This is a genomic window from Stenotrophomonas sp. 112478_Sma (assembly GCF_056479905.1).
In genome coordinates this window covers 3,941,800-3,964,741 of the sequence record NZ_CM151072.1, presented here as the reverse complement: position 1 = coordinate 3,964,741, position 22,942 = coordinate 3,941,800, and the positions used below count along the sequence as shown (strand labels likewise).

27 protein-coding genes and 2 tRNA genes are annotated in these 22,942 nt (G+C 66.8%); 19 read left to right on the top strand and 10 right to left on the bottom strand.

The genetic code is table 11. The features are described from left to right. Positions 1-15 precede the first annotated feature (15 nt). Positions 16-501 carry an Mpo1 family 2-hydroxy fatty acid dioxygenase gene (locus ACZK08_RS18050; RefSeq protein ID WP_053515557.1) on the bottom strand — a complete coding sequence of 162 codons (486 nt, stop codon included), beginning with the start codon at positions 499-501 and terminating at the stop codon, positions 16-18. Between the two features lie 117 nt (positions 502-618). Then, on the bottom strand, positions 619-1,545 hold the full coding sequence (locus ACZK08_RS18045; protein ID WP_053515559.1) for a phosphoribosylaminoimidazolesuccinocarboxamide synthase: 927 nt from the start codon (positions 1,543-1,545) through the stop codon (positions 619-621). A 141-nt stretch (positions 1,546-1,686) separates the two neighbouring features. Here ACZK08_RS18045 and ACZK08_RS18040 point away from each other — a divergent pair, with 141 nt between their 5' ends. The 9 genes from ACZK08_RS18040 to ACZK08_RS18000 all read left to right on the top strand — a co-directional run bounded on the left by ACZK08_RS18040 (position 1,687) and on the right by ACZK08_RS18000 (position 9,335). Beyond that, a complete protein-coding gene (locus ACZK08_RS18040) occupies positions 1,687-2,016 on the top strand; it encodes a J domain-containing protein (RefSeq protein WP_005411327.1) in 330 nt (109 codons plus the stop codon). 29 nt (positions 2,017-2,045) lie between these two features. Then, a complete protein-coding gene (gene rpe, locus ACZK08_RS18035; protein ID WP_065174373.1) occupies positions 2,046-2,723 on the top strand; it encodes a ribulose-phosphate 3-epimerase in 678 nt (225 codons plus the stop codon). 12 nt (positions 2,724-2,735) lie between these two features. Continuing rightward, positions 2,736-3,218: a GNAT family N-acetyltransferase gene (locus ACZK08_RS18030; RefSeq protein ID WP_065181623.1), complete on the top strand. Its 483-nt coding sequence runs from the start codon at positions 2,736-2,738 to the stop codon at positions 3,216-3,218. 208 nt (positions 3,219-3,426) lie between these two features. Further along, positions 3,427-4,356, top strand: a complete 930-nt coding sequence (gene yegS, locus ACZK08_RS18025) for a lipid kinase YegS (RefSeq protein WP_065181528.1) — start codon at positions 3,427-3,429, stop codon at positions 4,354-4,356. 175 nt (positions 4,357-4,531) lie between these two features. Beyond that, the gene (trpE, locus tag ACZK08_RS18020) at positions 4,532-6,007 is read left to right on the top strand and encodes an anthranilate synthase component I (RefSeq protein WP_065181529.1); all 1,476 of its coding nucleotides are present in this window, start codon (positions 4,532-4,534) and stop codon (positions 6,005-6,007) included. Positions 6,008-6,115: 108 nt separating this feature from the next. Next, positions 6,116-6,703: an anthranilate synthase component II gene (locus tag ACZK08_RS18015; RefSeq protein ID WP_065181530.1), complete on the top strand. Its 588-nt coding sequence runs from the start codon at positions 6,116-6,118 to the stop codon at positions 6,701-6,703. Positions 6,704-6,721: 18 nt separating this feature from the next. Beyond that, on the top strand, positions 6,722-7,753 hold the full coding sequence (trpD, locus tag ACZK08_RS18010; protein WP_065181531.1) for an anthranilate phosphoribosyltransferase: 1,032 nt from the start codon (positions 6,722-6,724) through the stop codon (positions 7,751-7,753). 74 nt (positions 7,754-7,827) lie between these two features. Further along, the gene (gene trpC, locus ACZK08_RS18005) at positions 7,828-8,622 is read left to right on the top strand and encodes an indole-3-glycerol phosphate synthase TrpC (RefSeq protein WP_065181532.1); all 795 of its coding nucleotides are present in this window, start codon (positions 7,828-7,830) and stop codon (positions 8,620-8,622) included. Continuing rightward, complete coding sequence (locus tag ACZK08_RS18000; protein ID WP_053515578.1) at positions 8,619-9,335, top strand: haloacid dehalogenase-like hydrolase; 717 nt, start codon at positions 8,619-8,621, stop codon at positions 9,333-9,335. The genes trpC and ACZK08_RS18000 overlap by 4 nt, the downstream gene beginning before the upstream one ends. Before the next feature lie 152 nt (positions 9,336-9,487). Here the strand turns inward: ACZK08_RS18000 and ACZK08_RS17995 are convergent, their stop codons facing one another. Both ACZK08_RS17995 and crp read right to left on the bottom strand, forming a co-directional pair. Further along, positions 9,488-10,249: a sulfite exporter TauE/SafE family protein gene (locus ACZK08_RS17995; protein ID WP_065181533.1), complete on the bottom strand. Its 762-nt coding sequence runs from the start codon at positions 10,247-10,249 to the stop codon at positions 9,488-9,490. A gap of 62 nt (positions 10,250-10,311) precedes the next feature. Next, entirely contained in the window at positions 10,312-11,001 is a 690-nt protein-coding gene (gene crp, locus ACZK08_RS17990; protein ID WP_010482649.1) for a cAMP-activated global transcriptional regulator CRP, read from the bottom strand. A 149-nt stretch (positions 11,002-11,150) separates the two neighbouring features. Here crp and speD point away from each other — a divergent pair, with 149 nt between their 5' ends. Continuing rightward, a complete protein-coding gene (gene speD / locus ACZK08_RS17985) occupies positions 11,151-11,945 on the top strand; it encodes an adenosylmethionine decarboxylase (RefSeq protein WP_019661504.1) in 795 nt (264 codons plus the stop codon). Between the two features lie 167 nt (positions 11,946-12,112). After that, complete coding sequence (locus ACZK08_RS17980; protein ID WP_005411314.1) at positions 12,113-12,433, top strand: DMT family transporter; 321 nt, start codon at positions 12,113-12,115, stop codon at positions 12,431-12,433. A 61-nt stretch (positions 12,434-12,494) separates the two neighbouring features. Here ACZK08_RS17980 and coq7 read toward each other — a convergent pair whose 3' ends face one another. Continuing rightward, positions 12,495-13,139, bottom strand: a complete 645-nt coding sequence (gene coq7 / locus ACZK08_RS17975; RefSeq protein ID WP_065181534.1) for a 2-polyprenyl-3-methyl-6-methoxy-1,4-benzoquinone monooxygenase — start codon at positions 13,137-13,139, stop codon at positions 12,495-12,497. A 195-nt stretch (positions 13,140-13,334) separates the two neighbouring features. On the opposite strand from coq7, the gene rplM reads away from it, so the two are divergent. Then, a complete protein-coding gene (rplM, locus tag ACZK08_RS17970; protein WP_005414692.1) occupies positions 13,335-13,763 on the top strand; it encodes a 50S ribosomal protein L13 in 429 nt (142 codons plus the stop codon). A 2-nt stretch (positions 13,764-13,765) separates the two neighbouring features. Next, a complete protein-coding gene (rpsI, locus tag ACZK08_RS17965; RefSeq protein WP_053515585.1) occupies positions 13,766-14,158 on the top strand; it encodes a 30S ribosomal protein S9 in 393 nt (130 codons plus the stop codon). A gap of 276 nt (positions 14,159-14,434) precedes the next feature. Here the strand turns inward: rpsI and ACZK08_RS17960 are convergent. Beyond that, a tRNA-Gln gene (locus ACZK08_RS17960) sits at positions 14,435-14,509 on the bottom strand. Positions 14,510-14,561: 52 nt separating this feature from the next. After that, a tRNA-Met gene (locus ACZK08_RS17955) sits at positions 14,562-14,638 on the bottom strand. A 121-nt stretch (positions 14,639-14,759) separates the two neighbouring features. Here ACZK08_RS17955 and ACZK08_RS17950 point away from each other — a divergent pair. The 3 genes from ACZK08_RS17950 to bfr all read left to right on the top strand — a co-directional run bounded on the left by ACZK08_RS17950 (position 14,760) and on the right by bfr (position 16,309). Continuing rightward, positions 14,760-15,377 (top strand): RNA pyrophosphohydrolase, encoded by a 618-nt coding sequence (locus ACZK08_RS17950; RefSeq protein WP_053515586.1) that lies wholly within the window; start codon positions 14,760-14,762, stop codon positions 15,375-15,377. A 108-nt stretch (positions 15,378-15,485) separates the two neighbouring features. Then, positions 15,486-15,695 carry a (2Fe-2S)-binding protein gene (locus ACZK08_RS17945; RefSeq protein WP_032951724.1) on the top strand — a complete coding sequence of 70 codons (210 nt, stop codon included), beginning with the start codon at positions 15,486-15,488 and terminating at the stop codon, positions 15,693-15,695. A 143-nt stretch (positions 15,696-15,838) separates the two neighbouring features. Next, positions 15,839-16,309 carry a bacterioferritin gene (bfr, locus tag ACZK08_RS17940; protein WP_005414691.1) on the top strand — a complete coding sequence of 157 codons (471 nt, stop codon included), beginning with the start codon at positions 15,839-15,841 and terminating at the stop codon, positions 16,307-16,309. A gap of 1 nt (position 16,310) precedes the next feature. On the opposite strand, the gene ACZK08_RS17935 is transcribed toward bfr, so the two are convergent. Genes ACZK08_RS17935 through ACZK08_RS17925 form a run of 3 tightly spaced genes read right to left on the bottom strand, consistent with a single transcriptional unit; the run spans position 16,311 to position 21,014 of the window. Beyond that, on the bottom strand, positions 16,311-18,473 hold the full coding sequence (locus ACZK08_RS17935; RefSeq protein ID WP_065181535.1) for an ATP-binding protein: 2,163 nt from the start codon (positions 18,471-18,473) through the stop codon (positions 16,311-16,313). A 1-nt stretch (position 18,474) separates the two neighbouring features. Beyond that, on the bottom strand, positions 18,475-20,352 hold the full coding sequence (locus ACZK08_RS17930; protein WP_065181536.1) for an EAL domain-containing protein: 1,878 nt from the start codon (positions 20,350-20,352) through the stop codon (positions 18,475-18,477). A 44-nt stretch (positions 20,353-20,396) separates the two neighbouring features. After that, positions 20,397-21,014 (bottom strand): DUF4126 domain-containing protein, encoded by a 618-nt coding sequence (locus ACZK08_RS17925; protein WP_065181537.1) that lies wholly within the window; start codon positions 21,012-21,014, stop codon positions 20,397-20,399. 179 nt (positions 21,015-21,193) lie between these two features. On the opposite strand from ACZK08_RS17925, the gene ACZK08_RS17920 reads away from it, so the two are divergent. Genes ACZK08_RS17920 through erpA form a run of 3 tightly spaced genes read left to right on the top strand, consistent with a single transcriptional unit; the run spans position 21,194 to position 22,830 of the window. Beyond that, complete coding sequence (locus ACZK08_RS17920) at positions 21,194-21,937, top strand: DUF6776 family protein (protein ID WP_053515594.1); 744 nt, start codon at positions 21,194-21,196, stop codon at positions 21,935-21,937. 4 nt (positions 21,938-21,941) lie between these two features. Then, complete coding sequence (locus ACZK08_RS17915) at positions 21,942-22,406, top strand: bactofilin family protein (RefSeq protein WP_053515596.1); 465 nt, start codon at positions 21,942-21,944, stop codon at positions 22,404-22,406. A 31-nt stretch (positions 22,407-22,437) separates the two neighbouring features. Next, positions 22,438-22,830, top strand: coding sequence for an iron-sulfur cluster insertion protein ErpA (gene erpA / locus ACZK08_RS17910; protein ID WP_053515598.1), 393 nt, complete (start codon positions 22,438-22,440; stop codon positions 22,828-22,830). The last annotated feature ends 112 nt before the right edge of the window (positions 22,831-22,942 follow it).

Below are 22,942 nucleotides of genomic sequence, written 5' to 3'. Positions count from 1 at the left end.
TCGCCCGGAGGCGTGTCAGTAACGCCAGTCGAGCCTGCGATAGAGCTTGGCCATCACCCAGGCCGGGCCGATCAGCAGGTAAGTCAGGTCGGTCAGGAAGCTGGGCTTGCGGCCCTCGAACTTGTGCCCGATGAACTGCGCGATCCAGGCCACGACGAACACCGTCACCGCCAGCCAGAACAGGTTGTGGAGGCCGATCTCGGCCTCCAGCAGGCGGCACAGGCAGCCGAACACGAAGAACTGGATGAGCATGCCGATGCCCAGCGGACGCGACAGCTTGTTGTAGAAGCACCAGGCACTGAACATCGCGAACGCCGACCAGATGCCGTACTGGAACCAGGTGATCAGGGGGGGCAGGCACCACAGCAGGGCCACGGCCGACCACAGGATGGCCGGTACCGCGACCACGTGGATGCGCTGGTTGATCGTATTGCGGTGATCGTCGGAGTAGCTGGCGAAGTAGCGGTCGATCGGCCGCGCGAGCTCGGTGGTGGTCTGCATGCTTCTTCGCTTCCTCCGGTGAGGCCGACAGCATACTCCCGGGCGCCTTCGCACAGCGCCACCCTGGGCGCTGCCGAGCAGGACGCCCCCGGTCGCTGCGACCGGGGGCGCAGGGGATCAGTCGACGCTGATCCCGGCCAAACGCTGCAGCGCCTCGGCGTACTTGGCGCGGGTACGCTCGATGATCTCCGCCGGGATGTTCGGGCCCGGGGCGGTCTTGCCCCAGTCCAGCGTCTCCAGGTAATCGCGCACGAACTGCTTGTCGTAGCTGGGCGGGCTGGTGCCCACTTCGTACTCGTCGGCCGGCCAGTAACGCGATGAATCCGGCGTCAGCATCTCGTCCATGATGTACAGGCGGCCGTCGGCATCGGTGCCGAACTCGAACTTGGTGTCGGCCAGGATGATGCCGCGCTCGCGGGCGTAATCGGCGGCGAACTTGTAGATGCGCAGGGTGGCATCGCGCACGCGCTCGGCCAGTTCGGCGCCGACCTGCCGCACCATCGCATCGAAATCGATGTTCTCGTCATGGTCGCCCACCGCGGCCTTGGTCGAGGGGGTAAAGATCGGTTCGGGCAGCTGCTCGGCCTGGCGCAGCCCATCGGGCAGGTCGATGCCGCTGACCTTGCCGGTGCGCTGGTAGTCCTTCCAGCCGCTGCCGATCAGGTAGCCGCGGGCGATCGCTTCCACCGGCACCGGCTTCAGCTTGCGGGTGACCACGGCGCGCCGGGCGTACAGCGCCGGGTCCACGCCTTCAGGCAGCACGCTGGCCACGTCGATGCCGGTCAGGTGATTGGGCATCAGGTGCGCGGTCTTGGCGAACCAGAAATTGGAGACCTGGCAGAGCATTTCGCCCTTGCCGGGGATCGGGTCGGGCAGCACCACGTCGAACGCCGACAGGCGATCGGTGGCGACCATCAGCAGGTAGTCGCCCGGCGGGGTCCCTGCAGGCAGCCGCTCGCGCGGGATATCGAACACATCACGCACCTTGCCGCGGTGGCGCAAGGGCAGGCCGGGGAGATCGGATTGCAACAGCGTGGTTGGCACGGGCACTCCTGGGGCGTTGTCGATACGGCTGCCCAACGGACCCGGCGGGCCCGCTGACCAGCGGGCGGCCTAGTGTAAAGCCGTCCGGGCCCGCTGTGACGTAAAATGAGCGTCCATTTCGTCGGTCGACCCCGGAGCGCCATGCGCTGGTACGGAAAACTGCTCGGATTCATCGCCGGCGCCCTGCTGTTCCGGCCCAATCCGCTGTTCGGCGCGGTGGTCGGCCTGCTGATCGGCCATGCCTTTGATTCGGATTGGTTCCGCCTGAACAAGGAGAACCCGTACCGGGAGCTGGGGCTGACCTCCGAGGCCACCGATGCCGAGGTCGAGCGCGCCTACCGCAAGCTGATCTCGCAGTACCACCCGGACAAGCTTGGCGGCGCCGCCCCCGAGCTGCAGCAGCAGGCCGAGCAGAAGTCGCGGCGCATCAACGCCGCCTACGACCGTATCAAGACCCTGCGCAAGCGCTGACCCCTTTCCCCTCGTTGCAAGGCCCGGCCATGTCCCACTGCCTCATCGCCCCCTCCATCCTGTCCGCCGATTTCGCCCGCCTCGGCGAGGAAGTCGACAACGTCCTGGCCGCCGGTGCGGACTGGGTCCACTTCGACGTGATGGACAACCATTACGTACCCAACCTGACCATCGGCCCGATGGTCTGCCAGGCACTGCGCAAGCACGGCGTGACCGCGCCGATCGACGTGCACCTGATGGTCGAGCCGGTGGACCGCATCATCCCGGACTTCGCCGAAGCCGGTGCCACCTACATCAGCTTCCATCCGGAGGCCAGCCGCCACGTGCACCGCACGATCCAGCTGATCCGTTCGCTGGGCTGCAAGCCGGGCATCGTGCTGAACCCGGCCACGCCGGTGGACATCCTCGACTGGGTGCTGGATGACCTGGACCTGGTGCTGCTGATGTCGGTCAACCCGGGATTCGGCGGCCAGGCCTTCATTCCTTCGGCGCTGGACAAGCTGCGCGTGGTCCGCCAGAAGATCGATGCCAGCGGCAAGGACATCCGCCTGGAAATCGACGGTGGCGTGAAGGCCGACAACATCGGCGAGATCGCGGCTGCGGGCGCCGACACCTTCGTCGCCGGCTCGGCCATCTTCAACGCCAAGACCCCTTACCAGGATGTGATCGCGCAGATGCGCGCCAACGTCGCTGCGGCGCGAGGCTGAGGCATGAGCACGGTGGCCGTGTTGAACATCCGCCCGGCCACTGCCGCCGACGCGGGCCTGATCCTGCGCTTCATCCGTGAGCTGGCCATCTATGAGCGGGCCGAGCATTCGGTGCAGACCGACGAGATCGGCATCGCCGAAAGCCTGTTCGGTCCCGACGCAACTGCCCGCGCGCTGATCTGTGAAGCCGATGGCGAGGCCATCGGCTATGCGGTGTATTTCTACAACTACTCCACCTGGCTGGGCCGCAAGGGCATCTACCTGGAAGACCTGTATGTCAGCCCGCAGCAGCGGGGCGCGGGCGCTGGCAAGGCGCTGCTGAAATACATCGCGCGGCAGGCGGTCGCCGAAGGCTGCGGTCGCTTCGAATGGTCGGTGCTGGACTGGAACATGCCGGCCATCGAGTTCTACACCGCGGCGGGCGCGAAACCACAGGATGAGTGGACTGTATACCGGCTGCAGGGCCAGGCGCTGCACGATTTCGCCAACGGCTGACGATCGCGCCCGGGAGCCACTCCAAAAAAAAGAGGCCACGCCCATCGTTGGCGTGGCCTCGCTGCATGCGTGGGAGGCTGATCCTGCCTCCATCCGTCGTCCCTGCTATGGCCTTCCATTCTCCGGGAGCTGAATGACACGCATGTGACATTCACTGCCGGCAAACGGTGCGTTGCTAGCCTGTGCCACCCCACACCGGAATCCCCGCATGACCGCACCGCGCTGGCGCCTGATCCTCAACGGCAAGTCCGCAGGCAATGACGAGCTGCGCGACGCGGTGCGCCATTGGCGGGAGCGGGGCGTGCAGCTGGAGGTACGTGTCACCTGGGAAGAAGGTGACGCCGAGCGTTACGTGGCTGAGGCCATCGACCACGGGGTAGACGTGATCGTGGCGGCAGGCGGCGACGGCACGCTCAGTGCGGTGGCCGAAACGCTGGCCCACCGCGATGAATCCGCCGATGCCCTGCCTTCGCTGGCATTGGTCCCGATGGGCACGGCCAATGACTTCGCCACCTCGGCGAACCTTCCGACCGAGCCGGAGGCCGCGCTCGCACTGATCGGGCAGACCACGGCACTTGCCATCGATCTGCTGCGCGTGGATGCCGACGGCACGCCCTGGTGGTGCGCCAACCTGGCCAGTGGCGGTTTCGGCACGCAGGTCACCGTGGAAACCGATGCCGGCCTGAAGAAGATGCTCGGTGGCCTGGCCTACGTGATCACCGGCATCGCCAAGCTGGGGCGGATAGAGCCGATTACCGCGCGTCTGCACGGTCCGGACTTCGCCTGGGAAGGCGGCTTCATCGCGCTGGGGATCGGCAACGGCCGGCAGGCCGGTGGTGGCCAGCAGCTGTGCCCACAGGCACTGATCGATGACGGCCTGCTGGATGTCACCGTCGTACCCGAACTGGAGGGGGAGGTGGCGTCGACGCTGGGGCAGATGCTGACCGGTGGCAAGGAAGCGGCGCTGGAACGGGTGGCCACCCGCGTCCGGCTGCCCTGGCTGCAGCTCGAGTCGGCGCAGCCACTGACCCTGAACCTGGACGGTGAGCCCGTGCAGGCGCGGCGGTTCCGCATCGACTGCGTGGCTGGCCGGGTGCGCATGCATCTGCCGGCCGATTGCCCGCTGCTGGCCACGTAAGGTGGCTGCCACGCCTGGCGCTGCGGGGTTCCACTCCCGTCCAAGCTGCGATACAGTCAAGGGGTGTCCAGCCTGACGACCCCGCATACCCTTTCTTCCGCACGCCGTTGGTGGCGATGGTGGCCCGTTGCCGTCGTCCGCCCCCATAACGCTGTGTCCCGGAAGGAAAGTCGTCTTGAACTCGCACGCTCAGTTTCAGCTGCAGGCCGCTGAAGGCCACACCCACATTCCCGTTGTCCGCGAAGTGCTGTCCGACCTGGACACGCCGCTTTCGGTCTATCTGAAGCTCGCCGACGGCCCCAATACCTACCTGTTTGAATCCGTCGAAGGCGGCGAACGCTTTGGTCGTTACTCGATCATTGGCCTGCCGGCGCGCCGCGTGTATGCCTTCCATGGCCATACGCTGACCGTGCGCGAAGACGGCCAGGTGGTGGAAACCCGCGAGGTGGCCGACCCGTTTGCCGAAGTCGAGGCGCTGCGCAGCGCCCACTCGGTGCCGAAGCTGGAGGGCCTGCCGGGCTTCACCGGTGGCCTGGTCGGCTGGTTCGGTTTCGAGTGCATCGGCTATATCGAGCCGCGCCTGGCACCGCCGGCCGGCCGCGATGAACTGGGCACGCCGGACATCCTGCTGCTGCACTCCAACGAGCTGGCGGTATTCGACAATCTCAAGGGCCGCCTGTACCTGATCGTGCACGCGGACCCGCGCGTCGACGGCGCGTTCGAGCAGGCGCAGGCGCGCCTGGATGCGCTCACCGCAAAGCTGCGTGCACCGGGTTCCGGCTATCCCGCACCGCTCAACAGCGATGTGCTGGACGAATCCGATTTCGTCTCCGGTTTCACCCGCGATGGCTTCGTCGATGCGGTCCAGCGCAGCAAGGAATACATCCGCGCCGGCGACATCTTCCAGGTGGTGCTCAGCCAGCGCCTGAGCGTGCCGTTCAAGGCACGCCCGGTGGACGTGTACCGCGCGCTGCGCGCATTGAACCCGTCGCCGTACATGTATTTCCTCGATGTCGGCGACCTGCAGGTGGTTGGCTCCTCGCCGGAAATCCTGGTGCGGCTGCAGGATGGCGAAGTCACCGTACGCCCGATCGCCGGCACGCGTCCGCGCGGCGCCACCGTCGAGCAGGACCTGGCACTGGAAGCCGAGCTGCTGGCCGATCCGAAAGAACGTGCCGAGCACCTGATGCTGATCGATCTCGGCCGCAACGATGCCGGTCGCGTATCAAAGGCCGGCACGGTGGAAGTGGGCGAGCAGTTCGTGATCGAACGCTACAGCCACGTCATGCACATCGTGAGCGAAGTGACCGGGCAGCTGCAGCCGGGCTTGAGCTATGCCGACGTGCTGCGCGCCACCTTCCCGGCCGGCACCGTCAGCGGCGCACCGAAGATCCGCGCGCTGGAAGTGATCCGCGAACTGGAGCCGATCAAGCGCAATGTGTACGCCGGCAGCATCGGCTACATCGGTTGGCACGGCGATGCCGATACCGCGATCGCGATCCGCACCGCGGTGATCAAGGACGGCCGCCTGTACGTGCAGGCTGGCGCCGGCATCGTCTACGACTCGGACCCGGACAAGGAATGGGACGAGACGATGAACAAGGGCCGCGCGCTGTTCCGCGCCGTCGCCCAGGCCGCCAAGGGCCTGTAAGGCACCCTGCGCCGTGGCCTGCGCTGCGGCACCTTCCGCTGTACCTGGCTCTCTCCCTGTGCGGCACCCACGTGTACGCCCACTCCCGATAAGCGACGGAACCCGACCATGTTGTGGATGATCGACAACTACGACAGCTTCACCTACAACCTCGTGCAGTACCTGCAGACGCTGGGCGCCGAGGTGAAGGTGGTGCGCAACGATGCGATGAGCGTGGATGAGATCGCCGCGCAGAAGCCCGAGCGCATCGTCATCTCGCCCGGCCCGTGCACGCCCAACGAGGCGGGCGTGTCGCTGCAGCTGATCGAACGCCTGGGCCCGACCACGCCGATTCTCGGTGTCTGCCTGGGCCACCAGGGCATCGGCCAGGTCTATGGCGGCACGGTGATCCGCGCGGGCAACATCATGCACGGCAAGACCTCGCCGATCCGCCATGAAGGCAAGGGCGTCTTCGCCGGCCTGCCGGATCGCTACCAGGCCACCCGTTACCACTCGCTGGTGGTGGACAAGAACAGCCTGCCCGATGTGCTGGAAGTGACCGCCTGGACGGAGAACGACGACGGCTCGATCGAAGAGATCATGGGCCTGCGCCATCGCCACTTCCCGGTGGAAGGCGTGCAGTTCCACCCCGAATCCATCCTCACCGAACACGGCCACGCCCTGCTGCGCAATTTCCTGCAGCGACCGGCCGCCTGAGTCCAAGGAGCAATCCCGATGAGCTTCTCCCCCCAGGAAGCCCTGCACCGCACCATCGAGCACCGCGAGATCTTCTTCGACGAGATGGTCGACCTGATGCGGCAGATCATGCGCGGCGATGTTTCGCCGATGATGACGGCAGCCATCCTCACCGGCCTGCGCGTGAAGAAGGAGACCGTGGACGAAATCGCCGCGGCGGCCACCGTGATGCGTGAATTCGCCCGGCCGGTGCCGGTGGCCGATACCTCCAACCTGGTCGATATCGTCGGCACGGGGGGCGATGGTTCGCATACCTTCAACATCTCCACCTGCGCGATGTTCGTCGCGGCGGCTGCCGGCGCGCGCGTGGCCAAGCATGGCAACCGCAGCGTGTCGTCCAAGTCCGGCAGCGCCGACGCGCTGGAGGCGCTGGGCGCGGTGATCGAGCTGCAGCCGGAGCAGGTGGCCGCGGCCATCGAGCGGACCGGGATCGGTTTCATGTTCGCGCCGATCCACCACCCGTCGATGAAGGTGGTGGCGCCGGTGCGCCGCGAGATGGGCGTGCGCACCATCTTCAACATCCTCGGCCCGCTCACCAATCCGGCCAGCGCACCGTCGGTGCTGATGGGCGTGTTCCACCCCGATCTGGTGGGCATCCAGGCGCGCGTGCTGCGCGAGCTGGGCACCGAGCGCGCCATGGTGGTCTGGGGCCGCGACAACATGGACGAGATCTCGCTGGGCGCCGGCACCCTGGTCGGCGAATTGCGCGACGGCAAGGTGCGCGAGTACGAGATCCACCCGGAGGACTTCGGCATCGCCATGTCGGCCAGCCGCAACCTGCGCGTGGATGGCCCGGAGCAGTCCATTGCCCTGCTGCGCGCGGTGCTGGACAACGAGCCCGGCCCGGCGCTGGACATCGTCGCGCTCAATGCCGGCGCCGCGCTGTACGTGGCCGGCGTGGCCCGTGACATCGGTGACGGCCTGGCCCGTGCCCGCGCCGCCATCGCCAATGGCAGCGCCCGCCAGCGCCTGCAGCAGTATGTTGAGACCACCCGCGCGCTGGTTGCCTGAGCGCGTGGTTCAGCCTGACCCCGTCGATGGCCGATAATGGCCGTCCTCACCGCCCCCGCACCGAACCGAAGACGATGAGCGACATCCTGCAGACGATCCTGGCCCGCAAGGCCGAAGAAGTAGCCCAGCGTCGCGCCCAGCGCCCGCTCGAGGAGCTTCAGGCCGCCGTGGCCAGCGCCCCGCCGGTACGTGGCTTCGCGCGCGCGTTGCAGGCGGCGGTGGCCAACGGCGACCCCGCGGTGATCGCCGAAGTGAAGAAGGCCAGCCCCTCCAAAGGCGTGATCCGCCCGGATTTCCGCCCGGCCGACATCGCGGTCAGCTACGAGTTCGGTGGTGCCAGCTGCCTGTCGGTGCTGACCGACGTGGATTTCTTCCAGGGCGCCGACGCCTACCTGCAGCAGGCCCGCGAGGCCTGCACGCTGCCGGTGCTGCGCAAGGACTTCGTGATCGATGCCTACCAGGTGTACGAGGCGCGCGTGCTGGGCGCTGACTGCATCCTGCTGATCGTGGCGGCGCTGGACGATACCCAGCTGGCCACGCTGTCGGAACTGGCACTGTCGCTGGGCATGGACGTGCTGGTGGAAGTGCACGACATCGACGAGCTGGAGCGTGCGCTGCAGGTGCCGGCGCCGATGATCGGCATCAACAACCGCAACCTGCGCACCTTCGAGGTCTCGCTGCAGACCACCCTGGACATGCGCCTGGCCGTGCCGCGCGACCGCCTGCTGGTGACCGAGAGCGGCATCCTCGGGCCCCAGGACGTGGCGCTGATGCGTGACGCCGGCATCCACGCGTTCCTGGTCGGCGAGGCCTTCATGCGCGTGGAAGAGCCGGGCGAGGGCCTGCGTCAGCTATTCTTCGCGGCATGAAAACGCATTACCCGACGCCACGCGCGGATGCGCCGCTGGTGGTCTTCGACTTCGATCACACCCTGTACGACGGTGATTCGGGCACGCACCTGTTCGCCTCGCTGATCAAGCGCAACCCGTTGCGCATGCTCGCGGCGCTGCTGGTCACCCCGATCGCCGGGCCGATGGTGGCGATGCTGCCGACCCGCCGTGCCGGCATTTCGATCTACGTGTGGATCGGCAGCTTCGGCCTGCATCGTGCGCGCGAGTTCAACCGGGTGATCGACGCCTACGTGATCAGGAACGAGGCGCAGATGCGCGCCAAGCTGCTGCCGCAGGCGCTGGAGGTGTTCGCCGCGCACCGTGCAAAGGGGGATCGCGTGGTGGTGGCCACGGGCGCCCCGCCCGAACTGGCCCGCGCGATCCTGGCCTTCGTTGCGCACCAGGACGTGCCGGTCATCGGCACGGAGGTCGGGCCGCGCCTGGGAGGGGTGGGGCCGACCCGTCACTGCCACAACGAAGAGAAGATGCGCATGCTGCGTGAACGTGGCTATGGCGACATCGACATTGCCTACTCCGACAGCACTGCGGATCTGCCGCTGCTGCTGGCGGCGAAGGCGCCGGTAGTGGTCAACCCGAAGCCGGGCAAGGTGGCGTTCTTCCGCAGCGTACTGCCGGCGGGCACCCGCATCCTCAACTGGGGCTGCGTCGACCGCGGCGGCGACAAGGCCTGATCCACCGGGCCCGCCGGGCATGGCCCGGTGCTACCCCTTGCCGCCCGATGGCGCCGTGCCATTGCACGCCATCCCGCAGCGCGGGGCCATGCCCGGCGAATCCGCAAGCCATCCGGTAGCGCCGGGCCATGCCCGGCGAGCGCGGAGCGCGGTCAGCGCGCCAGGTACCCGGTCACCGCGTGGCCGATCTGGAACAGGCTGATGCCCAGTACCAGCACGCCAACCGCGACCAGTACCCAGCGTTCCTTGACCCGCTTGACCAGGATCGCGGCCACCGGCGCGGCCATCATGCCGCCGATCAGCAGCCCGGCGACGATCTGCAGGTGCTGCACCCCCATCGACAGCAGGAAGGTGGCCGAGATGGTCAAGGTGACCACGAACTCGGCTGCGTTGACCGTGCCGATCGTGGTACGGGCCTGGCCGCCACGCGCCAGCAGGGTGGACGTGGCGATCGGGCCCCAGCCACCGCCGCCGCTGGCGTCCAGAAGGCCGGCGAAGAAGCCCAGAACCGGCACGCGGCGGATCTCGCCGCTGGGCATCCAGCGCCCGGCAGCACGGGCCAGGATGACGATGGCAAGCACCAGCAGGTACAGGTAGATCAACGGGCGGATGAAATCGCCGGGCAGTTGGGCGAGTACATAGGCACCGATCGCACCCCCGATCGCGCCGGGCAGCGCCAAGCGCACGAACAGGCGTTTATCGACATTGCCAGCCGCAAGATGCGACACACCGGAGGCGCCGGTTGTGAACACTTCGGCGGTGTGGATGCTGGCGCTGACCTGCGCCGGCGGCAATCCCATGCTCAGCATCACCGATGAGGAGACCAGGCCGAAGGCCATGCCCAGCGCGCCATCGACCAGCTGCGCACCGAGGCCGATGAGGATGAACCACCAGAATTCGCTGCTCAGTTCCATGCACCGAGCCTAGCGCGCGAAGGAGTGCGGACCAAGGTCCGCACCCACCGGGTGCTCAACGATCAACGGGTGCCGTAAAGCACCACGGTCTTGCCGCGGGCATGCAGCAGCCCGTCGGTCTGCAGCTTCTTCAGCACGCGGCCGGCCATCTCACGCGAGCAGCCGACCAGGCGCGCCAGTTCCTGCCGCGAGACGCGCAGCTGGCTGCCCTGCGGGTGGCTCATCGCCTCCGGCTCCTGGGCCAGATCGTGCAGGGTGCGCACGATGCGGTCGGTGACGTCCAGGAACGCCAGGCGGCTGGCCTTGCGGCTGGTGTCGAGCAGACGCTTGGAGATCTGCTGGCCCAGCGCGTACAGCAGGCGCGGCGCGTCGGCCGACAGCGGGCCAAGGAACAGCTGATGCAGGCGCTCGTAGCTGATCTCGGCCAGCTCGCAGGCGGTGCGGGTCCGCAGGATCACCTCGCGGCGGTCCGATTCCACGAACAGGCCCATCTCGCCGACGAACTCGCCGGCACCGAAGTAGCCCAGCACCAGCTCACGATCGTCATCTTCCTCGGCCATGATCGAAACCGAGCCGCTGATGACGTAATACAGGGTTCCCGCCGGGTCTCCTGGTCGGAAGACGTCGGTCCGGGTGGGATATCGCCGCCTGTGGCTGTGCGCCAGGAAACGATCGATTGTTGCGATATCCAGGGCCAGTGGACTGCTAGCTAGGCGCACGGTTGACACGATAGGGGCGCTCCCTCTGCGCATGAACGGATTCACGGGGTCGATAGCGGAGCTTAACCAGCGCAATTGTTAAGGGCAAACAGTGTGCCAGAACTCTTGCGTCTTCACGTTCCCCCCGGGGGCGGTTTGCCCCATAATTCACCCTTTCTCTTCTTACACAGGAATCGACCGCCGTGGTCAAGCCGTTGCCTCGCCTGAGGTTGCAGGGTTTCAACAACCTCACCAAGGCGCTGAGCTTCAACATCTATGACGTGTGTTACGCGCGCACCGAAGAGGAGCGTCAGCGTTACATTGAATACATCGATGAAGAGTACAACGCCGACAGGCTGACTCAAATCTTGACCGATGTCGCCGAGATCATCGGCGCCAACATCCTGAACGTGGCCCGCCAGGACTACGATCCGCAGGGTGCCTCGGTGACCATCCTGATCTCCGAAGAGCCGGTGATCGACAAGAAGCTGGCGGGCAAGGAGCTGATCTCCGACGCCGTGGTCGCGCACATGGACAAGAGCCACATCACCGTCCATACCTACCCGGAAACCCATCCGCAGGAAGGCATCGCGACGTTCCGCGCGGACATCGACGTGGCCACCTGTGGCGTCATTTCGCCGCTGAAGGCCCTGAACTACCTGATCGAGAGCCTGGAATCGGACATCGTGATCATGGACTACCGCGTCCGTGGCTTCACCCGCGATGTGAAGGGCAAGAAGCACTTCATCGATCACAAGATCAATTCGATCCAGAACTTCCTGGCCAAGAACATCAAGTCGCGTTACGAGATGTTCGACGTCAACGTCTACCAGGAGAACATCTTCCACACGAAGATGCACCTGAAGGACTTCGACCTGGATCAGTACCTGTTCGAGGAAAAGGCCAGGAACCTGTCGTTCAAGGAACGCATGAAGATCGAGGCGCTGCTCAAGCGCGAGATCGAAGAGCTGTTCCACGGTCGCAACCTGTCCGAGTAACACCCCTGTGCGATGCCGGCAGGCATCGTCACCCAGGCGGGACGACCCGCCCCGTGGAACCTGCGTGCTGCGCAATTCATAGTTCCACGGCGATGTACCGACCTACGGCCCGGTGTGAAGACACCGGGCCGTTTCGCTTTTCAACCACTAGGTAAGGACCCCCACCCATGCCCTGGATCTACCTGCTGCTGGCCGGCCTGTTCGAGATCGGCTTCGCGCTTGGAATGAAGTACTCCGAAGGCTTCAGCAAGCCACTGCCCACGGCCGCCACGGTCGTTTCCGCGCTGATCAGCCTGTACCTGATGAGCCAGGCCATGAAGAGCATTCCGGTCGGCACGGCCTATGCCATCTGGACCGGCATCGGGGCCATGGGCGTGGCAGTGCTGGGCATCTACCTGTTCAACGACAGTGCTTCACCGGCCCGCCTGGCCTGCGTGGGCCTGATCGTCGCCGGTGTGATCGGCCTGAAGCTGGTGTCGCCGAACTGAGCCGGCGCCGAGGCGTCCGATGCCGCGTAGCCGGCAGCGCCGGGCCATGCGCGGCGGCCGTTCAGAGGCGGTACGCGATGGTCTTCATCACCTTCGAGGCCAGCGCCATCGCCCCCGGAATCGGGAAGGGCAGGCGGCGGGCGCCGGCCTGCTCGGCATGGTCCGCATGCCGGGCCTCGTCCTGCTTCATCACTTCGATGATCGCGCGGCTGCGCAGGTCGGCGGCCGGGAGATCGACCAGATGCTCATCCAGGTGGGCCTCGACCTGGCGTTCGGTCTCGACCACAAAACCCAGGTTCCAGCCATCACCGCGCAGCCCGGCCAGGGTGCCGATGGTGTAACTGCCTGCGTACCAGAGCGGGTTGAACAGGCTCGGCCGGCTGTCCAGTTCGGCCAGGCGGGTGGCACACCACGCCAGGTGGTCGGTTTCCTCCTGCGCTGCCTCCAGCAGATGCTCGCGGGTGGCCGGGTCGCGGGCCACGGCGGCCTGGCCGAAATACAGGCCCTGCGCGCAGACCTCGCCGACGTGGTTGATCCGCATCAGCCCGGCCGCATGGCGGCGCTGGCGGGCGTCCATGCCCGGCTCGTCGGTGTCCACCGCCGGATAGGGGCGGCTGGCCGGCGGGTTGCCGAACACCGTGTCCAGGGCGCGCTGGGCTTCGGTCAGCAGGTGGTCCAGCGGGGTGGTCTGGCGGAGCACGGTCATGGCGATACGGTGGGGCGGGAGACCCGCCGATTCTCGCCCGCGCCCGCGCCCCTGCCAACCCAGGACAGGGGGCGGCTTGCGCCGGGGCCTGGACCTGCGTACAATCCCGCCTCTTGCGCTTCACCTTTCACAACGCGTGGCAGAGTTCCGGCGAGTCCTTCGCCGCAATGAGCCCGACCTAACCTAGAGTTCTTCATGAGCACTTTCACTGCCAAGAACGAGACCGTCCAGCGCGACTGGTACCTCGTCGACGCCGAGGGCAAGACCCTGGGCCGTCTCGCCACCGAGCTGGCCCGCCGTCTGCGTGGCAAGCACAAGCCGGTCTACACCCCGCACGTTGATACCGGCGACTACCTGGTCGTCATCAATGCAGAAAAGATTGCCGTCACCGGCAAGAAGCTGCAGGACAAGATGTATCACCGTTTCACCGGTTACATCGGCAACCTGAAGACCGAGTCCCTGGCCCAGGCGCTGGAGCGCCACCCGGAGCGCGTGATCGAGATCGCCGTGAAGGGCATGCTGCCGAAGGGCCCGCTGGGTCGCCAGATGTACCGCAAGCTCAAGGTCTACGCCGGCACTGAGCATCCGCACGCCGCACAGCAGCCGCAGGTTCTGGATATCTAATCATGGCTATCACTCAAAACTACGGCACTGGTCGCCGCAAGTCCTCCACCGCTCGCGTGTTCCTGCGCAAGGGTTCGGGCAACATCACCGTCAATGGCCGTCCGCTGGACGAGTTCTTCGGTCGTGAGACCGCGCGCATGATCGTGCGCCAGCCGCTCGAGCTGACCAAGAACACCGAAAGCTTCGACATCCTGGTCACCGCCACCGGCGGCGGCACCACCGGCCAGGCCGGTGCGATCCGTCTGGGCATCGCCCGTGCGCTGGTCGAGTATGACGAAACCCTGAAGTCCGAGCTGCGCAAGGCTGGCTTCATGACCCGTGACGCCCGTGAAGTCGAGCGTAAGAAGGTCGGTCTGCACAAGGCCCGTCGCGCCACCCAGTTCTCCAAGCGCTGATCCACTGCGCCTGGCTGGGCTCCTCCGGGAGCCCGCTGGTTGGAAAAAGCAGAAGCCCGGCTTTGGCCGGGCTTTTGCCGTTTCGGGGTTGTGCATTGGAGAGGGTGGGGTCAGGGCCTTTGCCTGCGAGAAGGATCCGACCCCGGGGTTCTCTCTGGAGGGGAGCCCCCTTGATGTTCAAGGGGGTGCGCCGACAGGCGCGGGGATAAGGTGGAATGCGCGACCAAATTAAACGCAGAAGGCCAGATCTTTCGATCTGGCCTTCTGCGTTTAATTTGGCTGCCCCGGATGGATTCGAACCACCGAATGCCTGAGTCAGAGTCAGGTGCCTTACCGCTTGGCGACGGGGCAATGTATCGTGTAACTATTTTCTCACTTTTCACGCTGAAAAACAACTTCAGCATGGTGGCTATGGGTGGACTCGAACCACCGACCCCAGCATTATGAGTGCTGTGCTCTAACCGGCTGAGCTACATAGCCTTGGTGAGCCCGCTATTCTGCGGATACGCCGTGGGACTGTCAACACATTTGTGCCGCGCTTGTCGCCTGACAGGTGGCGTGGGATAGTCCTGACCAGTAGATTTTTTTAGGAGTCCGCATCGTGATCGATCCGGACGGCTATCGACCGAACGTCGGCATCGTGCTGATGCGGCAGGACGGGCAGGTGTTCTGGGCACGACGCGTGCGCCGGGATGGCTGGCAGTTCCCGCAGGGTGGGATGAACACCGACGAGACGCCCGTCGAGGCCATGTATCGCGAACTGCAGGAAGAGACCGGCCTGCTGCCTGAGCACGTGGAAGTGCTGGGGGCAACGCCCGGCTGGCTGCGCTACAAGCTGCCGGCGCGGGCTGTCCGCCGCAATGAACGGCAGGTCTGCATCGGCCAGAAGCAGGTCTGGTTCCTGCTGCGCCTGACCGGTGACGAATCCCATGTGTGCCTGGACCATACCGATTCGCCGGAGTTCGATCACTGGCGCTGGGTGGATTTCTGGTATCCGGTGGAGCATGTGGTGATGTTCAAGCGCGGCGTCTACGCGCGCGCGCTGCGACACCTGGCGCCGCTGGCGCGCGGGGTGGCGGGGCAGGGCGTCACTGCCATGCCGAAGAGCGCAGCGGAAGCGTGGATGCCCGGCAACACCGCGGGCCACGACCGACCGCGCAAGCGGCCGCGCAGCAGGGGCTACTGGCCCAAAAAGGCGCAGGAAGGACCGACGAGCTGACCGCCTGAACGGTATCGAGAATGGTTCAGGTCTCTGATTGACAACCATTCTCGTTTCCATTGGAATAGCGACCAGGCCGCTTCTGGCCTGTCAGCCCGGTTCCCGCCTGTGTACGTCTGCATCTGCAACGGAGTCACCGACCACCAGATCCGCGAAGCCGCCAGCCATGGCGTGACGTCGGTGGCCGAGCTGACCATGCGCACCGGATGCGGCGCTACCTGCGGGTCCTGCCTGGACATGGCCGGCGAGCTGCTGGCCAAGGCACGCGCCACCCACGATCTGCCGCTGCCGGTACTCGGTCTGGCCCAGGTCGCCTGACTGTCTTTTCCGCGGCGCGTTGATGCCGCGCCTTCGCATCCTTCACGTGTGGCCGCACAGGCCAATGCGCACGATTCGCGTTCCTTCACGGCCGCACGCAAGGCGGTAAAGTGCCTGCGTTTTCAGCGTGCAGGAGTATCCCCATGAAGGGCGACACCAAGGTCATCGAATTCCTCAACAAGGTCCTCTACAACGAGCTGACCGCGATCAACCAGTATTTCCTGCACGCCAAGATGCTGAAGAACTGGGGCATCAAGGAACTCGCCGAGCATGAGTACAAGGAATCGATCGACGAGATGAAGCATGCCGACATGCTCGCCGACCGCATCCTGTTCCTTGAAGGACTGCCGAACTTCCAGGCGCTGGGCAAGCTGCGCATCGGCGAGAACCCGACCGAGATCCTGCAGTGTGACCTCTCGCTCGAGCGTGATGGCGTGGTCACCCTGCGCGAGGCGGTGGCCTATGCCGATTCGGTCGGCGACTATGTGAGCCGCCAGCTGTTCGTGAAGATCCTCGATTCGGAGGAAGAGCATATCGACTGGCTGGAAACGCAGCTGGACCTGATCGAGCGCATCGGCGAACCGAAGTACCTGCTGAGCAAGCTCGAAGAGTGAGTCAGCCCGCCTGGCCGGCGCGATGCTGTGCCAGGTACCCGCCCAGCGCCACCCGTGCCCGGGCGAATTCGGCCACCAGCAGCGCAACCGCAACGGCGGGGCGCTGCAGACTGCCGGCGCGGGCCTCGTGCTCGATCCGCTGTGCGACCGCCGACAGCGACATCGCGCCGACATTCGCGCTGGAGGACTTCAGGCTGTGCGCGACTGCCTGCAGGCGCTGGCCATCGTGGTCCTGCGCCGCCTGCTGCAGCGCCTGCACCATCGCCGGTGCGTCTTCCAGGTACACCGATACGATCTGCGTGGCGGCATCACCGATGACCGCCTGCAGCTCGTCCAGCACGTTCCGGTCCAGAACCGGGTGGGCGACAGGTTCTGGACCGGCCTTCGCTGCCGCCGCCGGAACTGCCGGCGTGGGGAGGGCTTTGGGGCCCCAGCGCAGCAGCAGCGCGTGCAGCGTGTCGCGCGCGATCGGTTTGGACAGGTAATCGTCCATGCCTGCTCGCAGGCAGCGTTCGCGATCACCGGCCATGGCATTGGCGGTCATGGCGATGATCGGCAGGCGCCGGCCTCCGGCTGCGATCTCTTCCTCGCGCCACTGGCGCGTCGCGGCGTAACCGTCCAGCACCGGCATCTGGCAGTCCATCAGCACCACGTCCACACCGCCTTCGCGCAGCGCGACCAGTGCCTGCTCGCCATCGGCGGCGTTGCGGACCTCGCACTGGAACACCCGCAGCAGGTGTTCGGCCACCATGCGGTTGACCGTGTTGTCCTCCACCAGCAGCACGCGTAGACCGAGCGCTGGCAAGGCAGCCGGTGCCTGGCCCTCTTCGGCGGCAGCCAGCCAGGCGGACGGGCGCGCGCTGGCGGTGGGCGTGGCAAGCAGGGCGTGCAGGGCGGCATCCTCGAAGGCGACCGGCAGCTGGCGATGGCGCTCCTGCGCGGGCAGCGGCTCGTCCTGCAGCCACAGCACCTGCAGCGTGTCGTCCTCACCGCGCGCAGCCAGCGCCTGCCGCAGGCGGGTTCCGCCGCTGCGGCGCGCAGGCGCATCGATCAGCAGCCAGGCCGGCGCAGCGTGCCCGGGGCGGGGCACGGCTCGCAGCCGCTCGGCCAGCGCGTCCATCCCGTCGATGACCTGCACCTGCAGCTCGTGATGGGCGGCAATGCGTTCGATGCGCGCCTGCAGGTGGCTGTCGGCACTGAACAGCAGCAGGGTGGCCGGTGCGCGTGCCATCGCCGGCAGGTCGCCGGGAACCTTCAACAACGGAATCTCGAACCAGAAGCGGGCGCCCTGGCCGGGGGTCGACTGGACGCCGATGTGGCCGTGCATCAGGTCGATGATGCGTTTGCAGATGGCCAGGCCCAGGCCGGTGCCACCATAGATGCGGGTGGTCGACGCATCGGCCTGGCTGAAGGACTGGAACAGGCGTGCCTGCTGGGCCTCGTCGATGCCGATGCCGGTGTCGATCACTTCGAAGCGCAACTGGTGCTGGGCCGGACCTTCGCCCAGCCGTTGCACGCGCAGCTGCACCTGGCCGCGTGCCGTGAACTTGATGGCATTGGCCAGAAGGTTGCTCAGCACCTGGCGCAGGCGCACCGGATCGCCGCGCACGGGAAGGCGGACCGTCGGATCCAGTTGCAGCACCAGTGCCAGTCCCTTGGCGTCGGCAGCGCGCTGCATCAGCTGCACCACGGCGTCGAGCAGCTCGCGCAGATTGAAGCTGGTGATCTCCAGCTCCAGTGCCTGTGCTTCCAACCGCGAGTAATCGAGGATGTCGTCGACGATACGCAGCAGTTGCTGTGAGCTGGCCGATGCGGTGGCCAGCATCTGCCGCTGATCCTCGCCCAGCGGGCCACGCGCGATCAGCTCCAGCATCGGCAGGATGCCGTTGAGCGGCGTACGGATCTCGTGGCTCATCGTGGCCAGGAACTCGCCCTTGGCCAGCACCGCCGCCTCGGCCGCCTGCTTGGCCTGCAGCAACTGCTGTTCGAGCTGGCCCTGGCGCTCGGTGGTGCGGCGCAGCTGGTCGCGCTCGCTGGCCAGCGCGGCACGATCCCGTTGCAGTGCGGCCAGCGCCTGGCTGCGCGTGCGCAGGCGCAGCCCCGCCAGCAGCAGCGCGATGGCCGCCACGGCCAGGGCCACCAGCAGCACCGCCCACAGCGGCATGTCAGAGCACCGCGTTGTGGAAGTCGAAGTTCAGGTCGCTGCCGGCGGACTGCACCATGTTGCCCTGGATGTAGTCGACCCCTCCCACCCACATCGCGGCCGCTGCCTGCGGATCTTCGATCTGCTGCCCGATGATCTGCAGACCGGCGCCGTGCGCCCGCTCGATCGCCCTGCGCAGTTCTTCGCGCGTGCCTGGATTGGCGTGGCTGCTGGAGAAGCGCGCAGCCATGCGTACGAACGAAAGCGGCAGCTGGCCCAGCAGCGCGTCGGCATCGTTGCCGGGCTCGAACTGGCTCAGGCAGAAGCGCACGCCGGCCTGCGCCATGCGCTGACAGAACTGCTGCAGCGGCACGGTGTGGATCAGCGCATCAGGCAGGCGCACGTCGATGACCAGCGCACTGCCTGGCAGGTCGCGCTGCTGCAGCGACTCCAGCAGCCAGTCGGCGAAGGCGTCGCGCTGCAGGGTACGCAGCGACTGCGAGACGAACAGATTGAGCGGCTGGGTGGCATGCCGGTACAGATCCAGCAGGCCCAGCGCATGATCGAGCACCTGCTGGTCGAGGTCGGCGATGCGGCCGGCGGCTTCGGCGGCCGGAATCACCTGGCCGGCGGTCAGCACGGTGCCGTCGGCCTGGCGCAGCCGCAGCAGGACCTGGTACTGCGCGCTGCCTCCACCGGCGACGGCGACGATGGGTTGGTAAGCCAGTTCCAGCTGGCCTTCCAGCAGGGCCAGATGCTCCTGTTCGCTGATGGCCTGCCGATGCACGTGGCCGGCCACGCCGGCACTGAGCAGGCGCGCCTGCAGGGTCGTGCGCTCGACGGCTTCCAGCGCACTGGCGGCATCCTCGAAGCCGGGCGACAGCGGTGCATAGCCGACCACGCCACGCAGGTGCACCGATTCGTCATCGCGGATCACGAAGGCCCTCGCGGAGAGCTGCTCGCGCAGGGCGGCGGCCACGTTCTCCAGCCTGTCCTCATCGGCATCACGCGCCAGAAGCAGGAAACTGTTGTCGTTCAGGCGCGCCAGCAGGTGCGGATGGCCGGCTTCGGCCAAGCGCTGTCCGGCCTGCACCATCAGCCGTTCGAACGCAGCGTAGCCATAGCGCTCGCGCAGGCCCAGCGCGCTGGCCACCTCGATGAAGAACAGGCCGCCACGATCATGGTGGGCCAGGGCGGCGTTGAGCTGCTGCAGCACATGATGGCGCGTCGGCAGGCCGGTTTCAGGATTGCTGGTGGCCGGCGTGCCGGAGGCGCCGGGCAAGGTTGCCGCCTGCGCGCGGGCACGGCGGATGCGGTTGGCGACCGCCGCGATCAGGTGCCGCGGCCGGATCGGCTTGCTCAGGTAGTCGTCGGCACCGCTGTCGAGCACTTCGAACTGGCGCTCCGGATCGGGATCGCCGCTGAGGAACACGATGGGCAGCAACTGCAGGCCGGGCTGCTGGCGAATCATCGCCGTCAGCCGCATGCCGTCCAGGCCGGGCAGGTGCAGGTCCATCAGGATCAGGTCAGGGCGATGGTCCTTGATCGACTGCTGGACGCCTTCGGCATCGCTGAGCACGATGGCCTGCATGCCGGCGCCGTGCAGCACGCTCTGCGCGAACAGGGCCTGCGCACGGTCGTCCTCGACGATCAGCACGCGGTATGGTGAATCCGCCGGCGCCGGTGCCGGGTCGTGGTTGCCCGCCTCGGGCTGTGAGGTGACGCCCGGCAGCGGCGGTGGAGCACCGCCGGAGGCAGGCCCACTGTCAGCGACGCTGGACGGAACCGATGGGGAGGCACCCGCGTCCACCACCGCAGTGGCCCAGCGTTGCCAATGATCGGCCGGTGGCGTTTCAGCGCGACCCGGGCGGACGCCTGCGGGGGATTCAATTGCGGCCATGGGGGCTCCTGATGATCGCAGCCATTATGCGACACGCCCGGCGTTCATCCGGTGCGTGGCTGTTGCCGGTCATTGCCGTTGCCGGCACGGGCAAGCCAACGCACGCCGCGCCACAGAGCGCGCCATGCCAGCCAGACCAGCAATGCGCCGGCCAGGCTGCATGCCAGCACCACGACCAGCGCGATCCAGGGGTGTGCCAGGGCCAATGCCAGGCCGCCAACCACCACGGTGTCTTCGGCGATCGAGGCGACCCAGTTGCTGGCCGGCTCCGGCGAGGTGTTGAGCAGGGCACGGGTGCCCGCCTTCAGGCCATGGCTGGCCAGGGCAACGCCGGCGCCGGCAGCGAGCGCACCGGTACCCAGCTGCCCATCCGGCGACAGGGTGGCGGCGGCGAGGAAGGCTCCGGCGGGGACCCGGGCAAGGGTCTGCACCAGGTCCCAGACCGAATCCACGCCGGGAATCTTGTCGGCAAAGAACTCGGTCACGGCCAGCGCCGCTGAGGTACCCAGTACCCACCACGACTCGGTCGCCTGCAGGGCGGGCGGCAGGTCGACCCAGCCGAGCAGGCCGGCCAGGCCGACACCGAAGACGGTGAGGTAGACACGGATGCCGGCCAGCCAGGCCAGCAGGATGCCGATCACGAACAGGTGGGCTTCGGTCATGGCGATGCTCCGACGGCGGAACTGTGCGAGGGGCCACACTATCGACGATGGCGTGCCTGAACGCCACAGACCTCGGTCGCCTCCAGCGCAGGAATCCTGCCGATCCTGTCATACACTAGCCCGTCGTTTGCCACACGGGCCGTGCCGGTGTCGCGCCCGCGATGCCACGGGATCTACCCATGACCAACCGTCCTCCCATGCGCGTGCAGGTCCGCCTGCCCGGCGCGTCACATCCGCCCGCGGACCGCCGTCGCCTGTGGGTGATTGGAGGCATCTGGCTGCTCAGCCTGGTGCTGGCCACGATCGGAGGCTGCTGGATGGGGGCGCCGCGTGGCGAGCAGGGACAACGGTTGCAGGCGGCCGAGAAGCGTGCCGAGAGCCTGCAGGCGCAGCTGACCGAACTGCGCCAGAAGCAGGCCACGCTGGAAGCCTCCGACCGCATCAGCCGCGCCGCCAACAACGAAGTGCAGTCCTCGCTCGCCGAGCGCGACGAAGAGATCGCCGGGTTGCGCGCGGACGTCGCCTTCTATGAGCGCCTGGTCGGTTCGACCAGCCAGCGCAAGGGCCTGAACACCCACTCGATCGAGTTCAGCCCGGAATCGGCCGGCACCTGGCAGTACACCGCCGTGCTGACCCAGAACCTCAACCGCGGGGCCATCAGCCAGGGGCAGATGCGTTTCACCGTGGAAGGCGTGAAGAACGGCAAGCTGGCCACGATCAGCTGGGATGATCTGCACCAGCGCAGCAAGGTGCCGGGACAGGACTACTCGTTCCGGTACTTCCAGCAGCTCACCGGCAGCGTGATGCTGCCGGCTGACTTCACTCCGCAACGCGTGCGGGTGACATTGGGGAGTGGTGCGGGGGGCGCCACCCAGGTATTCGACTGGAAACAGGCCGGCGCGCCGGCCAGCAAAGGGGAGTAGGCAGATGTTCGGAAACAGCAAATCCAACCGTGACGGCCAGCTGGTGGTGGATGCCCTGATCGGCAACCAGGTGGTGATCCGCGGTGATGTGGAGTTCAGTGGTGGCCTGTACGTGGAAGGTCGCATCCATGGCAAGGTGATCGCCGCCGAAGGCGCCAGCACCGCGACCCTGACGCTCGCCGAGCATGGCGTGATCGAAGGGGAGATCCGTGCCCAGGTGGTGGTCATCAGCGGCCGCCTGGAGGGGGATGTCCACGCCACCGAAAAGGTCGAACTGACCCCGAGCGCGCGGGTCAACGGCAATGTCCACTACGAGGTGGTGGAGATGAACGCCGGGGCCCAGCTGAATGGACGCCTGATCCATGCCAGCGCACCGCTGGCGGCCCTGCCTGCACCTGAAAGCGGCGATCCCGCCAGTGGCAAGGGCGACACGGCGGCCCGACGCAAGCTGGCCGAAGCGATGGCTTGAAAGCCACCGCCGGTGCCCCCATGCTGATGCCATGAGCACGCTAGTCTCCCTGCCCGGCGCCCCCACGGCGGCCGCGCCCGATTACCAGTCGCTGGAGCGGCCGCTGAACTTCACCGAAGCAGCGGCCTCCAAGGTCAAGTCGTTGATCCAGGAAGAGGGCAACCCCGATCTGGCGCTGCGTGTGTATATCGAGGGTGGCGGCTGTTCGGGCTTCCAGTACGGTTTCGAGTTCGACGAGAACCGTGCCGAGGACGATCTGGCGGTACAGACCAGCGGGGTGACCCTGCTGGTCGACCCGCTCAGCCTGCAGTACCTGATGGGGGCTGAAGTGGATTACACCGAGAGCCTGACCGGCGCGCAGTTCGTGATCCGCAATCCGAACGCGAAGACCACCTGCGGTTGCGGCAGCAGCTTCAGCATGTGATTGCAGGGCGCGGGGCCTGCGCTCCGCGCCAGGTGTGTCGAGCGGTCTCCACACCTCACAGCAGAATGCGCACAGCGCCGACCTTGCCACCCGCATCGAATGGCGGCAGGCT

What these genes read in the sequence shown, in the direction of transcription:
- ACZK08_RS18050 (WP_053515557.1), bottom strand. Translation starts at nt 501, where the DNA reads ATGCAGACCACCACCGAGCTCGCGCGGCCGATCGACCGCTACTTCGCC.
- ACZK08_RS18040 (WP_005411327.1), top strand. Translation starts at nt 1,687, where the DNA reads ATGCGCTGGTACGGAAAACTGCTCGGATTCATCGCCGGCGCCCTGCTG.
- rpe (WP_065174373.1), top strand. Translation starts at nt 2,046, where the DNA reads ATGTCCCACTGCCTCATCGCCCCCTCCATCCTGTCCGCCGATTTCGCC.
- yegS (WP_065181528.1), top strand. Translation starts at nt 3,427, where the DNA reads ATGACCGCACCGCGCTGGCGCCTGATCCTCAACGGCAAGTCCGCAGGC.
- ACZK08_RS18015 (WP_065181530.1), top strand. Translation starts at nt 6,116, where the DNA reads ATGTTGTGGATGATCGACAACTACGACAGCTTCACCTACAACCTCGTG.
- trpD (WP_065181531.1), top strand. Translation starts at nt 6,722, where the DNA reads ATGAGCTTCTCCCCCCAGGAAGCCCTGCACCGCACCATCGAGCACCGC.
- trpC (WP_065181532.1), top strand. Translation starts at nt 7,828, where the DNA reads ATGAGCGACATCCTGCAGACGATCCTGGCCCGCAAGGCCGAAGAAGTA.
- ACZK08_RS18000 (WP_053515578.1), top strand. Translation starts at nt 8,619, where the DNA reads ATGAAAACGCATTACCCGACGCCACGCGCGGATGCGCCGCTGGTGGTC.
- ACZK08_RS17995 (WP_065181533.1), bottom strand. Translation starts at nt 10,249, where the DNA reads ATGGAACTGAGCAGCGAATTCTGGTGGTTCATCCTCATCGGCCTCGGT.
- crp (WP_010482649.1), bottom strand. Translation starts at nt 11,001, where the DNA reads ATGCGCAGAGGGAGCGCCCCTATCGTGTCAACCGTGCGCCTAGCTAGC.
- ACZK08_RS17980 (WP_005411314.1), top strand. Translation starts at nt 12,113, where the DNA reads ATGCCCTGGATCTACCTGCTGCTGGCCGGCCTGTTCGAGATCGGCTTC.
- coq7 (WP_065181534.1), bottom strand. Translation starts at nt 13,139, where the DNA reads ATGACCGTGCTCCGCCAGACCACCCCGCTGGACCACCTGCTGACCGAA.
- rplM (WP_005414692.1), top strand. Translation starts at nt 13,335, where the DNA reads ATGAGCACTTTCACTGCCAAGAACGAGACCGTCCAGCGCGACTGGTAC.
- rpsI (WP_053515585.1), top strand. Translation starts at nt 13,766, where the DNA reads ATGGCTATCACTCAAAACTACGGCACTGGTCGCCGCAAGTCCTCCACC.
- bfr (WP_005414691.1), top strand. Translation starts at nt 15,839, where the DNA reads ATGAAGGGCGACACCAAGGTCATCGAATTCCTCAACAAGGTCCTCTAC.
- ACZK08_RS17935 (WP_065181535.1), bottom strand. Translation starts at nt 18,473, where the DNA reads ATGCCGCTGTGGGCGGTGCTGCTGGTGGCCCTGGCCGTGGCGGCCATC.
- ACZK08_RS17930 (WP_065181536.1), bottom strand. Translation starts at nt 20,352, where the DNA reads ATGGCCGCAATTGAATCCCCCGCAGGCGTCCGCCCGGGTCGCGCTGAA.
- ACZK08_RS17925 (WP_065181537.1), bottom strand. Translation starts at nt 21,014, where the DNA reads ATGACCGAAGCCCACCTGTTCGTGATCGGCATCCTGCTGGCCTGGCTG.
- ACZK08_RS17920 (WP_053515594.1), top strand. Translation starts at nt 21,194, where the DNA reads ATGACCAACCGTCCTCCCATGCGCGTGCAGGTCCGCCTGCCCGGCGCG.
- ACZK08_RS17915 (WP_053515596.1), top strand. Translation starts at nt 21,942, where the DNA reads ATGTTCGGAAACAGCAAATCCAACCGTGACGGCCAGCTGGTGGTGGAT.
- erpA (WP_053515598.1), top strand. Translation starts at nt 22,438, where the DNA reads ATGAGCACGCTAGTCTCCCTGCCCGGCGCCCCCACGGCGGCCGCGCCC.